General features: G+C 71.6%; 12 protein-coding genes. All 12 read left to right on the top strand.

Translation table 11 applies throughout. The features are described 5' to 3' along the window. Positions 1 to 512 precede the first annotated feature (512 nt). The 12 genes from HGB44_RS13110 to HGB44_RS13050 all read left to right on the top strand — a co-directional run bounded on the left by HGB44_RS13110 (position 513) and on the right by HGB44_RS13050 (position 13,252). Positions 513 to 1,034 carry a MarR family winged helix-turn-helix transcriptional regulator gene (locus tag HGB44_RS13110; protein ID WP_026115238.1) on the top strand — a complete coding sequence of 174 codons (522 nt, stop codon included), beginning with the start codon at positions 513 to 515 and terminating at the stop codon, positions 1,032 to 1,034. Between the two features lie 71 nt (positions 1,035 to 1,105). Next, complete coding sequence (locus HGB44_RS13105; RefSeq protein ID WP_061083471.1) at positions 1,106 to 2,836, top strand: acyl-CoA mutase large subunit family protein; 1,731 nt, start codon at positions 1,106 to 1,108, stop codon at positions 2,834 to 2,836. A gap of 252 nt (positions 2,837 to 3,088) precedes the next feature. Further along, positions 3,089 to 4,051 carry a tetratricopeptide repeat protein gene (locus HGB44_RS13100; protein ID WP_061083470.1) on the top strand — a complete coding sequence of 321 codons (963 nt, stop codon included), beginning with the start codon at positions 3,089 to 3,091 and terminating at the stop codon, positions 4,049 to 4,051. Positions 4,052 to 4,243: 192 nt separating this feature from the next. Next, a complete protein-coding gene (locus tag HGB44_RS13095) occupies positions 4,244 to 4,972 on the top strand; it encodes a cytidylate kinase-like family protein (protein ID WP_061083469.1) in 729 nt (242 codons plus the stop codon). A 303-nt stretch (positions 4,973 to 5,275) separates the two neighbouring features. Continuing rightward, complete coding sequence (locus tag HGB44_RS13090; RefSeq protein ID WP_061083468.1) at positions 5,276 to 6,682, top strand: NAD-dependent malic enzyme; 1,407 nt, start codon at positions 5,276 to 5,278, stop codon at positions 6,680 to 6,682. Positions 6,683 to 6,735: 53 nt separating this feature from the next. Continuing rightward, a complete protein-coding gene (locus HGB44_RS13085; protein WP_061083467.1) occupies positions 6,736 to 7,314 on the top strand; it encodes a YqgE/AlgH family protein in 579 nt (192 codons plus the stop codon). Between the two features lie 64 nt (positions 7,315 to 7,378). Further along, on the top strand, positions 7,379 to 7,621 hold the full coding sequence (locus tag HGB44_RS13080) for a DUF3039 domain-containing protein (RefSeq protein ID WP_017567454.1): 243 nt from the start codon (positions 7,379 to 7,381) through the stop codon (positions 7,619 to 7,621). A 518-nt stretch (positions 7,622 to 8,139) separates the two neighbouring features. After that, positions 8,140 to 8,937 (top strand): class E sortase, encoded by a 798-nt coding sequence (locus HGB44_RS13070; RefSeq protein ID WP_061083466.1) that lies wholly within the window; start codon positions 8,140 to 8,142, stop codon positions 8,935 to 8,937. Positions 8,938 to 8,953: 16 nt separating this feature from the next. Continuing rightward, positions 8,954 to 9,151, top strand: coding sequence for a hypothetical protein (locus tag HGB44_RS13065; RefSeq protein ID WP_061083465.1), 198 nt, complete (start codon positions 8,954 to 8,956; stop codon positions 9,149 to 9,151). A 158-nt stretch (positions 9,152 to 9,309) separates the two neighbouring features. Further along, a complete protein-coding gene (locus HGB44_RS13060) occupies positions 9,310 to 11,034 on the top strand; it encodes a DEAD/DEAH box helicase (RefSeq protein WP_061083464.1) in 1,725 nt (574 codons plus the stop codon). A gap of 135 nt (positions 11,035 to 11,169) precedes the next feature. Continuing rightward, positions 11,170 to 12,156, top strand: a complete 987-nt coding sequence (locus HGB44_RS13055; RefSeq protein WP_061083463.1) for a zinc metalloprotease — start codon at positions 11,170 to 11,172, stop codon at positions 12,154 to 12,156. 88 nt (positions 12,157 to 12,244) lie between these two features. Further along, on the top strand, positions 12,245 to 13,252 hold the full coding sequence (locus tag HGB44_RS13050) for a tryptophan--tRNA ligase (protein WP_061083462.1): 1,008 nt from the start codon (positions 12,245 to 12,247) through the stop codon (positions 13,250 to 13,252). Positions 13,253 to 13,285: the final 33 nt, after the last annotated feature.

The raw sequence follows: 13,285 nt of genomic DNA, 5'->3' as shown, positions 1-13,285 counted from the left end.
GCGCCTTTCCTGCGGGTGGTCCACGGGCCAAGTGAGGACAGGTCTTCACCTTGAGCCTCTGACGTGGGGGGATAAATTTTTAGGAAACTTAACTAATAATTCCTTGCTCCGTCAAGACCCGGCGCGGACTCTCCGGCCGCCCCCGTGTGCGCGGCGACGGACTTCGCGGGCCCTTCGCCGGAGGGGCGACGGATTTGCCGAGTTGGCGGGGTGGACCAGTTTCGAATGCGGAATCTGTCCCTTTGTGGCCACGGGAAAGTCTTGCTTTCTTTCTCGTCCGCTGTTAGGTGCTCGGTGTGCTTCTTGCTCCTGCGTCCCTTCCGGCCAGGCGAAAGCCCCACGTCACTCTCGCCCCGGAGCGCTGGCTCCGTCACTTCCGTCGGCCGGGGCGGACCTCCGGGACGTGCCCGGCGCGGCACCCGGGGGTCGCGCCACGCGGAAGCGGGGCCGGGCTCCTCCGGTCAGGCGGGCGCGCCCGTCCCGCTGGCTAGAGTGAACCCGTGGGTAACCCGTTGAATCTCCCGTTCGACCCGATCGAGCGGGCACACGACAACTGGACACGCAGATGGGGGCCCTCGCCCGCCATGGCTGCGGTCACCTCGGTCATGCGAGCTCAGCAGATCCTGATCGGGGAGCTGGACGGCGCCCTCAAGCCGTTCGGCCTGACCTTCGCCCGCTACGAGGCGCTCGTCCTGCTCACCTTCAGCGGTTCCGGCTCGCTGCCCCTGGGCAAGATCGGTGAGCGCCTCATGGTGCACCCGACCAGCGTCACCAACACCATCGACCGGCTGGAGGGGCAGGGCTTCGTGCGCCGCCTCCCCAACCCGAGCGACGGTCGCGGCGTGCTGGCCGAGATCACCGACGCCGGGCGCAGGGTCACCGAGGAGGCGACCGGGGCACTGCTGTCCATGGACTTCGGGCTGGGCTGCTACTCCGACGAGGAGCTGTGGCGCATGCACGAGATGTTCACCCGGCTCAGGGTGGACTTCGGGGACTTCCCCGAGCCCGTCGCGGAGGCCGCCGAGGGCCGCTGACCGCCCGTCGCGCCCCGGCGCCGCGGGCGCCCTCCCTGTACATCATTAGTTGGACGTCCTACTATTTCGGTATGGCGAACACCACGAGCGTCCCCACCGACGGCGGCGGGGCCCAGGAGATCGAGGCCGGGCGCGAGCGCTGGCAGCGCCGCTACGACTCCGCGCGCACACGCGACGCCGACTTCACGTCCCTGTCCGGGCGCACCCTGGAACCCGTCTACGGCCCCCGCCCCGGCGCCGAGGTCCCCGGCTTCGAGCGCGTCGGCTGGCCGGGGGAGTACCCCTACACCCGCGGCCTCCACGCCACCGGATACCGGGGGCGGGCGTGGACCATCCGCCAGTTCGCCGGGTTCGGCAACGCGCGCCAGACCAACGAGCGCTACAAGATGATCCTGGCCTCCGGCGGGGGCGGGCTCTCGGTCGCCTTCGACATGCCCACCCTCATGGGCCACGACTCCGACTCCCCCCACGCGCTGGGCGAGGTCGGCCACTGCGGCGTGGCGATCGACTCCGTCGCCGACATGGACCTGCTCTTCGACGGCATCCCGCTCGGCGAGACCACCACCTCCATGACCATCAGCGGTCCGGCCGTCCCGGCCTTCTGCATGTACCTGGTGGCGGCCGAGCGCCAGGGAGTGGACGTCCGCACCCTCAACGGCACGCTCCAGACCGACATCTTCAAGGAGTACATCGCCCAGAAGGAGTGGCTCTACCCGCCGGAGCCGCAGCTGCGGCTGATCGGCGACCTCATGGAGTACTGCGCGGCCGACATCCCCGCGTACAAGCCGCTGTCGGTGTCGGGTTACCACATCCGCGAGGCCGGGGCCACGGCCGCCCAGGAACTCGCCTTCACCCTCGCCGACGGCTTCGGCTACGTCGAACTCGGCCTGTCCCGGGGGCTGGACGTCGACACCTTCGCGCCGGGGCTGTCCTTCTTCTTCGACGCGCACATCGACTTCTTCGAGGAGATCGCCAAGTTCCGCGCCGCGCGCCGCATCTGGGCGCGCTGGCTCCGGGACGTCTACGGCGCCAAGACCGAGAAGGCGCAGTGGCTGCGGTTCCACACCCAGACCGCAGGGGTCTCCCTGACCGCCCAGCAGCCCTACAACAACGTCGTCCGCACCGCCGTGGAGGCGCTCTCGGCCGTCCTGGGCGGTACGAACTCGCTGCACACCAACGCCCTGGACGAGACCCTGGCGCTGCCGACCGAGCAGTCCGCCGAGATCGCCCTGCGCACCCAGCAGGTCCTCATGGAGGAGACCGGGATCGTCAACGTCGCCGACCCGCTCGGCGGATCCTGGTACCTGGAGTCGCTCACCGACGAGCTGGAGGCCGAGGCGGAGCGGATCTTCGCCCACGTCCTGAGCATGGGCGGGGGTGAGGGCGCCGAGCACGCGATCGGCCCGATGACCTCCGGCATCCTCGCCGGGATCGAGAACGGCTACTTCAGCTCCGAGATCGCCGAGTCCGCCTTCCAGTACCAGCAGGCCCTGGAGAAGGGCGACAAGAGGATCGTGGGCGTCAACTGCCACACCAACACCGTCTCCGGCGAACTGGACATCCTCCGGATCAGCCACGAGGTCGAGCACGAGCAGAAGCGCGCGCTCGCCGAGCGCCGCGCCGCCCGTGACGGCGCCGCCGTGGACCGCGCCCTGGCCGCCCTCCTGGCGGGCGTGCGCTCCGAAGGGGACAACCTCATCCCGCTGATCATGGACGCGGCCCGCGCCGAGGCCACGCTCGGCGAGATCTGCGCGACCATGGGGGAGGAATTCGGGACCTACACCGAGGACCCGCGGTTCTGACCTGCTGCTTCGGGGTTCCGCTCCGCTTTTCCGGACGGTCGCCCGCCACCGCCCCCGACGGACGCTACGCGCAGTCCTTTCCGGGTTCGGGCGCCCAAAGAGCGGGAACCGGGTGGTACCAGGCACGGTGGACCCCTCGGCCTCCGGCTGTCCGGGCGCCCCCCGACGCGGGAGGCCAGAACCCCGGGGCGCCCGGACCGACTCGTCCACAGGCGGTCCACGTCCTGCCCGCGCATACGGCAGGATGGAGTCATGCAGCCTTCGGACTTTTCACCGAACAGTGCCGTGGACCTCGGCGCGCGCAAGGCGGCCATGGAACGCGAGGCCAAACAGCGCGCGGCGGAGTCGGCGGGTCGATCCAACCCCTACGCCCTCAACGTCGACGAGTCCACCTTCCAGGCCCAGGTCCTGGAGCGGTCGATGTCGACCCCGGTCGTGCTGGCCGTCCTCGCGGGCTGGTCCGAGCAGTCCAAGCAGGTCGAGGACGCCCTGGACAAGATCTCGGCGGCCTCCGGCGGCACCTGGTTCCTGGCCAAGGTCGACAGCGAGGCCAGCCCGCAGCTGGTCCAGGCCCTGCGGGTGCCCACCACCCCGATGATCGTCGTGGTGATCCAGGGCCAGCTCCTGCCCGGCCCGGCGGGCCCGGCCACCGAGGAGCAGCTCACCGCCTGGCTGGTCGAGGCGTTCGCCGCCCTCCAGGAGCAGGGCGCGCTGCCCCCGGGCCACCCCGGCACCATCACCGGTGAGCCCGGCGCGGAGGGAGCGCAGGGCGCGCAGGCGGCCCAGCCCGAGGAGCCCCAGGGCCGCCCCGTGGACGTCGAGGCCCAGGATGCCCTGGACCGGGGCGACTTCGAGGCCGCCGCGGCCGTCTACGCCAAGGCCGTGGAGGCCGACCCCGGCGACGCCGAGTCCCGGGCCAAGCTCGCCCAGGTCCGGCTGGTGGGCCGCCTCCAGGACGTGGACGCGGGAGCGGCCCTCCAGGCCGCGGCCGACCGGCCAGAGGACGTATCCGCCCAGGCCACCGCGGCCGACGTCGAGATGTACGGCGGCAGGTTCGAGGACGCCTTCGGCCGCCTCGTCGACACGGTCAGGCGCACCGCCGACGGGGACCGCGACAGGGCGCGCACCCACCTGCTCGGCCTGTTCGAGCTGCTGCCCCCGGGCGACCCGCGGGTCGCCGCCGCCCGCCGCAAGCTCACCTCCGCGCTGTTCTAGAGGCAGGGGAGGGGCCGGGGGATCCGCGTGGCCGGGGCCCGCGCCGAATACCGGCGCGGGCCCCGCCGGCCGCTACCTCCCCGCGCACCGCGGTCCCACCGTGCCGGGTGCGGGAGACAACCCGCGCACAGCGGGTACAACCCCGTCAGGAGACGGGCTCACGGCCCGTCGCGGACCTGGCAGGTTTACCCCATGGCGACCGACGGCATCCCCGGCAGACACGGCGAGCCCGTGGTCACGATCTCGGCCACCTACGGCGCGGGCGGCAGCGCGGTGGGCCCCGCCGTCGCCGCCCGGCTCGGCGTGGCCTTCCTCGACCGGGCCGTCCCCAGCGCGGTGGCCGCCCGCATCGGCTGCTCGCTCGACGAGGCGCTCCAACGCGACGACCGCGCCCCCGGCAGGCTCGAACGCCTGCTCGCCAGTGCCGCGCGTCTGCCCACCGTCACCCTCGGCAGCGTGGACACCGCCCTCATCGGCACCACCGACGAGGAGGGCCGCCTCCTCTACGACCACGAGTTCGTGGAGCACACCGAACGGGTTCTGGGAGAGGTGGCCCAGCAGGGCGGCGTCGTCCTCGGCCGCGCCGGGGCCGTCGTCCTGCGTGACCACCCCGGCGCCCTTCACGTGCGCCTGGACGGCGATCCCGACGCGCGCCTGCGTCGGGCGCGCAAGCTGTGGGAGTCCGGCGACCGCGGCGAGTGGACGGGCGCTGAATCCGACGAGCCGCCCAACGCGCGCCTGCTCGACGACAACGACCGCGCCCGGGCGGCCTACGTGCGGCGCTTCTACCGCGTCGACCCCGCCGACCCACGCCACTACCACCTGGTCCTGGACGCGGCGTCGCTGTCGCTGGAGACCTGTGCGGACCTCGTCGTGCGCGCCGCCCGCGACCGTGCGACCGCCCCTTCCGAGGGCGCCTGAGCCGAACCGCGCGTTGTCCGCCGTGACACCCTCGCACTGGCGTAATTTATGCGATTTTTTACCATCGCGGTAATTGTCACCTTGTGCTGACGGTTGGGCCTTGACTCAGGTAAGGTAAGGCGACTCGGTCACGGGTCAGCCCCCGCCCGGAACCGGGGTCCGAGTGGCGGTGCGTGAGCACCGCGCACACAGGACACACGGCACCCCCCATCCGCGCGCACGCGCAGGCGGCGCCGTGCACCGGCGAGCGCCCCGGCGGGGCGCCCCGGACGCACCACACCAGCCAGAGCCAAGGAGCAACACGTGGCCACCCTTCCCAGCGTTTCCTACTCCATCACCGTCCGCCTCGAACTGGACGCTGGGGGCAGTGCGGTCGGCAGTCTCACCAACGCCGTCGAGCAGGTGGGCGGCATGATCACCGCGCTGGACGTGGCCGCCGCCGGACACGAGCGCATCCGCATCGACGTCACCTGCGCCGCCCGCGACACCGAGCACGCCCAGGCCATCGTCGACGCCCTGGGCGCCGTCGAGGGCGTGGTCGTGCACAAGGTCAGCGACCGCACCTTCCTCATGCACCTGGGCGGCAAGATCGAGATGAAGTCCAAGGTGCCGCTGCGCAACCGCGACGAGCTCTCCATGGCCTACACCCCCGGTGTCGCCCGCGTCTCCCAGGCCATCGCCGCCAACAAGGACGACGCCCGGCGCCTGACCATCAAGCGCAACAGCGTCGCCGTGGTCACCGACGGCTCCGCGGTCCTGGGCCTGGGCAACATCGGCCCCGAGGCCGCCATGCCCGTGATGGAGGGCAAGGCCGCCCTGTTCAAACGCTTCGCCGACATCGACGCCTGGCCCATCGCCCTGGACACCCAGGACGTGGACGAGATCGTGCGCACCGTCCAGGTGCTGGCCCCCGGCTTCGGCGGCATCAACCTGGAGGACATCTCCGCCCCCCGCTGCTTCGAGGTCGAGGCCCGCCTGCGCGAGCTGCTCGACATCCCCGTCTTCCACGACGACCAGCACGGCACCGCCATCGTCGTGCTCGCCGCCCTGCGCAACGCGCTGCGCGTGGTGGGCAAGAAGCTCGGCGAGGTCCGCATCGCCATGTCCGGCGCGGGCGCGGCCGGAACCGCGATCCTCAAGCTGCTCATGCACGCCGGGGCGCGCGACGTCATCGTCAGCGACGTGCACGGCGCCGTGCACGGCGGACGCGAGGACCTCGACTCCAACCTGCGGTGGATCGCGGAGCACACCAACCCCGAGGGCTACAGCGGCGACCTGCGCGGCGCCGTGGCCGGGGCGGACGTCTTCATCGGCGTCTCGGCCCCCAACCTCCTCAACGGGGACGACATCGCCGAGATGAACGAGGGCGCCATCATCTTCGCCCTGGCCAACCCCGACCCCGAGGTCGACCCGGACGTGGCCCACCTGCACGCCTCCGTCGTGGCCACCGGCCGCAGCGACTACCCCAACCAGATCAACAACGTGCTGGTCTTCCCCGGCTTCTTCCGAGGCCTGCTGGACGCCCAGAGCCACGACGTCACCTCGGACATGATGGTCGCCGCGGCCGAGGCACTGGCCGACGTCGTCACCGAGGACGAGCTGGGCCCCAACTACATCATCCCCAGCGTGTTCCACTCCGACCTGTCCAACCACGTGGCCACGGCCGTGCGCGAGGTCGCCCAGCGCGGTCAGGCGGCCGGACCGGCATAACGGCCTGGAAACGCCGGCTGTCCGCCCGGCGCTGCCGGGGTAGGTGGGAGGGCATGGACCAGCCGATGACCGGACGCCTCCTGGTGGCCGCCCCCATGCTCCAGGAGGACTCCTTCCGCCGCTCGGTGGTGTTCGTCGTTGACGACGCCGCCGACGGCACCCTCGGGGTGATCCTCAACCGCCCCCTGGGTATGGCCGTGGACGAGGTCGTCACCGACTGGGGCGCCTACGCCAGCGAGCCGGCGGTGATGTTCTCCGGGGGGCCCGTGGGCCTGGGATCCGGCATCGCCCTGGGGATGGCCGGTCCCGGCGAGCCTCCCCCCGGCTGGTCCCCGCTGGAGGGCCTGGACCCGCACCTGGGCCTGGACGGGATCGGCGTGGTCGACCTCGACGGTCCCGCCCAGGTGCTCGGCGGGGCGCTCGGCGCGTTCCGCGTCTTCGCGGGCTACGCGGGGTGGAGCGAGGGCCAGCTGGCCGGGGAGGTCGACGAGGGGGCCTGGTACGTCGTCGACGCGGTCGCCGACGACGTCTTCACCACCGCGCCCGAGGAGCTGTGGTCGCGGGTGCTGCGCCGCCAGGGCGGGGACATGGCGCTCCTGTCCACCTTCCCCGACGATCCCACCATGAACTGAGCAGCCGGGGTGGGGCACGGCACCCTATACCGTGGAACGCAGACGTCGAAAGGTGTGAGGCACGATGGCGATGGACATCTTCAACAAGGTCCTCCCGGACAGTGAGACCAAACCGGACATCTCCCACGACGGCGGGGACCGGGAGCGGTTCGCCCACTACGTGCAGAAGGACAAGATCACCGCGAGCGCCGTGACCGGCGACCCCGTGATCGCCCTGTGCGGCAAGGTGTGGGTGCCCAACCGCGACCCCAAGAAGTTCCCCGTGTGCCCCGAGTGCAAGAAGGTCTACGAGGAGATGATGAAGTAGTCCTCCCGCCCGGACGGCCGACGCCTCCCGAGGGGACGGCCGCGCGTCCGGCGCGGACCCCGCCGTGCCCGGGCACCGCGCGCGGCGAGCACGACGAAGGCCTTGGCACACGGCGTGTGCCAAGGCCCTCGTGCTGTCCGGGGGTGCGCCCGGTTCCGTGGCGGGGCCCAGGGCACCCAGCCGCTCCTGCCGGACGGGCCGACCGCCGCCCCGGACATCCGGCACCAGGAACTCGTACTGGATCTGGCTTCCCAACTCGCGGAGCGCGGCGGTGCGGTTATCGTGGTCCTGCACGATTTGGGGCTTGCGGCAGCCTACGCCCATCGTGTGGCGATACTCTCCCGAGGGCGGGTCGCCGCTCAGGGCTCCCCCGCCGACGTGTTCACCGCGTCGCTGCTCGGCTCCGTATACCAGCACGAGGTCGAAGCCCTACCGCACCCGCGTACCGGAGTCCCGCTGGTCGCCCCCCTCAGGTAGGGGACGGGTGCACACGGAAGCGTCCACAGGAGTAGGTCGTATTGGTGTCCACAACTGAACGGCAGTTCCACGAGGGTCCCCGGCCCGGACGCGGGGAGGGGCGTGGACGGCGGGCCCCCGGCGGCCGTCGGCGCCGCCCCAAGCCCAGGGCCACCCCCGGCGACGTCGTGCGCGGCATCGTCCGGTTCTTCGGCGAGATCATGCTGACCGCCGGGCTGCTCATGCTCTTCTACGCCGGCTACGAGGTGTACGGCTCCCAGTGGGAGACCGACCGCGAACAGCAGGACCTGGCCCAGGGGCTGGAGGAGGCCTGGTCCGCCGACCAGGCGGCCGCGGAGGCCGGCCCGGACTCGGAGCCCCTGCCGGGCAGCGCCGACAGCCGCCTGTACGTGCCGAGCCTGGACCTGGACTGGGTGGTGGTCAACGGCACCACGCAGGAGGACATCCGCTACAGCCCCGGCCACTACACCGAGTACCCCAGCGACCCCGGCGGGGAGGGCAACTACGCCGTGGCCGCCCACCGCACCCCGGGCCTGTTCTGGGACCTGGACCTGCTCCGGAACGGCGACGTCATGGTGCTGGAGGACGGCGAGAACTTCTACACCTACGAGGTCTTCCGCGACGAGACGGTCCTGCCCACCGACGTGTGGGTGATCGAGCCGGACCCGTTCGACGATGCCACCGACGAGGAGCCGGGCAGGTCCCTGCTCACCCTCACCACGTGCGCGCCCAAGCTGAACAACACGCACCGCCTCATCGTCTGGGCGGAGCTGGTGGAGACCACGCCCAAGTCCGAGGGGATGCCCGACTCGATCGCCCACATGGCCCCCGAGGCCTAGCGAGTAAGGAAAGCGAATGTACGGTCTGATCTGGCGTGTCCTGCCCGGTCCGTGGGTCTCCAAGCTCATCCTGGCGCTCGGTCTGGCGGTGGGCGCGGCCCTGCTGCTGTGGTTCTTCGCCTTTCCGGCGATCTCCCCGCACATGCCCTTCAACGACGGCGCCGTCGACGTCGAGGGCGTCCAGACCGGGGACGGGGCCGGGTCCGGCGGGTAGTCCGGAGCGCTTGTGGACGATGAGGGAACCGGCGGGGACCGGTGGCCTTTCCGGGGCCTGGGACACGCCGTGTGCGCGGCGCCACTGGCCAGGCTCCCGGAACGGTCCACGGTGCCCGCTAACCTCATGGGGGTGAGTAACGGGGGACGGTTCGCAGCATGACGGTGACGCAGACCACGACGGAGGACCGGCTCAGAGGCCTTCGGGCATGGCAGCGGGAGGCGTTCGAGGAGTACTTCCGCCGGGAACCGCGGGACTTCCTCGCCGTGGCCACCCCCGGTGCGGGCAAGACCACCTTCGCCCTCACCCTGGCCAGCGAACTCCTCCACCGGCACACGGTGCGCGCCATCACCATCGTGTGCCCCACCGACCACCTCAAGAAGCAGTGGGCCGAGGCGGCCGCCCGGTTCGGCATCGCCATCGACCCCGACTTCCGCAACGGGCAGGGCGCCCTGGGCCGCCAGTACGTCGGCGTGGCCGTCACCTACGCCCAGGTCGCCGCCCACCCGATGCTGCACCGCAACCGGACCGAGGCGCGCAGGACCCTCGTCATCTTCGACGAGGTCCACCACGCCGGGGACGCCCTGTCCTGGGGCGACGCGGCCCGCGAGGCCTTCGACCCGGCGGCACGGCGCCTCTCCCTGACCGGAACCCCCTTCCGGTCCGACATCAACCCCATCCCCTTCGTCGACTACGTCCAGGACGCCGCCGGGGTGCGCCGCTGTTCCTGGGACTACAGCTACGGGTACGGGCCCGCCCTGGCCGACGGGGTCGTGCGCCCCGTCATCTTCATGGCCTACTCCGGCGAGATGCGCTGGCGCACCCGCGCGGGCGACGAGCTCGCCGCCAGACTGGGGGAGCCGCTCACCCAGGACGCGCTCTCCCAGGCGTGGCGGGCCGCCCTGGACCCCAAGGGCGACTGGATCAAGCGCGTGCTCCAGGCCGCCGACCGCCGCCTGACCGAGGTCCGCAAGACCCACCCGGACGCGGGGGCGCTGGTCATCGCCAGCGACCACGAGAACGCCCGCGCCTACTCGCGCATCCTGCGCCAGATCACCGGCAAGGGCGCCACGGTCATCCTGTCCGACGACCCGGGGGCCTCCAAGAAGATCTCCCGGTTCGCCGCGGGCGACGACCGCTGGATGGTCGCGGTGCGCATGGTCTCCGAGGGCGTGGACGTGCCCCGGCTGATGGTGGGCGTGTACGCCACCTCCACCAGCACCGCGCTGTTCTTCGCCCAGGCCATCGGCCGTTTCGTGCGCGTGCGCCAGCGCGGCGAGGTCGCCTCGGTCTTCCTTCCCTCCGTGCCCACCCTGCTGGAGTACGCGGGCGAGATGGAGCGCGAGCGCGACCACGTGCTCGACCGGACCCCGGGGGAGGGTGACGAGTACCCGGAGGACGACCTGCTCCGGGAGGCCAACAAGAAGCGGGACACCCCCGACGCGGGGGAGGAGCTGCCCTTCGAGACCATGGAGTCGGCGGCGGAGTTCGACCGCGCCCTCTACGACGGGGCCGAGTACGGCGGAGTGCCGGGGTCCACCGAGGAGGAGGACTTCCTGGGCCTGCCCGGTCTGCTCGACCCGCAGCAGGTCTCCCAGCTCCTGCGCAAGCGCAAGGCCGACCTCAAGGCGAGTGAGATCAGGACCCGCAAGGTGGAGGAGCCCGCCGAGGAGGAGGGGCCCACCCACCAGGTCCTGGCCGACCTGCGCCGTGAGCTGAGCGGCCTCGTGGGCGCCTGGCACCACCGCACCGGCAAGCCGCACGGGGTGATCCACAACGAGCTGCGCCGCGCCTGCGGCGGGCCACCGGTCGCGCAGGCCACCCCGACGCAGATCCGCGAGCGGATCGCCAAGATCCGCGTCTGGGCCGTCGGCGGGCGGTAGCCCGCCCAAAACGGGCAAACACTTCGCAAGCTCGTGCATGTCCCATAAGCCCTCGGTGTCCACTTCATTACCTTGTGTGAGATGAGTGGACACAGCTCTCGCGGCGGCTCAGCCGCGCTCTGCACCGGACTGCTGATGTGCGGGTTCGCCCTGGCCGGAATGGTCACGGCCACGATGCCCGGCACCGTCGGAACCGACTCCTCGCGCGCCCAGCTGGCGCCGGGGGAGTCCGAAGCGCTGGAGCCCTGTCTGCCCGGCGCCGCCAGGGTCACCGATCCGGACGCTGCCGCCCGGCCCCCAGGCGGCAGCGAGGTGACTCCGCGTCAGGCCGCCCTCTACGAGCAGCAGCTCCAGGAGGCACTCGTGCCCCTGCGGGGACAGGAGCTCCAGCCGCCCCGCACCGTCCCGGTCGTGGTGCACGTCATCTCCGCCGAGGACGGCAGCGGCGAGGTCAGCGACGAACGCGTCCAGCGGCAGGTCGACGTCCTCAACGCCGCCTACGGCGGAGACGCCGCAGCTGATGCGGCCCAGGCGGCCGAGGCCGCACGGCGGACCGGGGCCGCGGGCGGCGCCGAGCCCATCGACACCGGCTTCCGCTTCGAGCTCAGCGAGGTCACCCGCACGGTCAACGACGACTGGTTCGCCAGCTTCGCCGAGCACCGCGACACCGTCCGCGCCGAGCTGCACCAGGGTGACGCGGGGACCCTCAACATCTACACCTCGAACCTGGGCACCGGCCTGCTCGGCTACTCCTCCTTCCCCCAGGACTACGAGGAGGCGCCCGAACAGGACGGCGTGGTGATCGCCCACGACACCCTGCCCGGCGGCGACCGCGACCGGTTCAACCTCGGCCACACCGGTACCCACGAGGTCGGCCACTGGCTCGGGCTCTTCCACACGTTCCAGAACGGCTGCTCCTCGCCGGGCGACTACGTGGACGACACCGCGTACGAGCGCGAGGCCGCCTCCGGCTGCCCCGAGGGCCGCGACACCTGCCCCGAGCAGAAGGGCGAGGACCCCGTCACCAACTTCATGAACTACAGCGACGACGCCTGCATGACCCACTTCACCGCGGGCCAGGCCCAGCGCATGGTCGAGCACTGGGCGGCCTTCCGCGCCTGACGCGGCGGCGGCCCCGGGCGAGGGCCGCCTCCCGCCCGGGGCGTGGCCGCGACCGTGCGCGGGCCCGGCCGCCGCTAGGCTTGGCACCATGGCAGCGAACACGTACCTGACCGGGATCAAGCCCACCGGCGACTTCCACCTGGGCAACTACATCGGCGCGATCAAGCCCGCCCTGAGCGCGGCCACGGCCTACGACACCTACTACTTCATCGCCGACTACCACGCGCTCAACACCATCAAGGACGCCGACGAGCTCCGCCACAGCATCCGGTCAGGCGCTGCCACCTGGCTCGCGTGCGGGCTCGACCCCGAGCGGACGATCGTCTACCAGCAGTCCCGGGTGCCCGAGACCTTCGAGCTCACCACCATCCTGAGTGCCCTGACCCCCAAGGGCCTCATGAACCGCGCGCACGCCTACAAGGCCGCCCGCGACCGCAACAACGAGGCCGGGATCACCGACCTCGACGCCGGGATCAACATGGGGCTGTACAACTACCCCATCCTCATGGCCGCCGACATCCTCGTCATGGAGGGCACCCACGTCCCCGTGGGCCGCGACCAGTCCCAGCACATCGAGTACACCGCCGACATCGCCGGGTACTTCAACCACCGCTTCGGCGGGACCTACAGCTTCCCCGTCCCCAAGGGCGTCATCGACGACAGCGACGCGAGCATCCTGCCCGGCGTCGACGGCCGCAAGATGAGCAAGTCCTACGACAACCACATCCCGCTCTTCCTGCCGGAGAACAAGCTCAGGAAGGCCGTCCGCCGCATCCCCACCGACTCCACGCCGGTCGAGGACCCCAAGGACCCCGACAGCTCGGTGCCCTTCCAGCTGCTCACGCACTTCGCCGGCGCCGAGAAGGTCTCCGAGGTGCGCAAGCGCCTGGAGGCGGGCGGCATGGGCTGGGGCGACCTCAAGAACGAGCTGTTCGAGGCGATCAACACCGAACTGGGCCCCAAGCGCGACCGCTACGAGGAGCTGATGGCCGACCCGGCGCGGATCGACGCGATTCTGGCGGCCGGGTCCGAGCGCGCCCGCCAGCGCGCCCGCGCCACCCTGGAGCGCGTGCGCGCCGCCGTCGGCGTCTCCTGACACGCGGGGGCGGCGGGTCAGCGCGCTGACCCG

The organism is Nocardiopsis alborubida, assembly GCF_012396365.1.
Classification (GTDB): domain Bacteria; phylum Actinomycetota; class Actinomycetes; order Streptosporangiales; family Streptosporangiaceae; genus Nocardiopsis; species Nocardiopsis alborubida.
The sequence above is the reverse complement of the archived record's forward strand: the minus strand, read 5'-3'. Positions and strand labels throughout refer to the sequence as shown.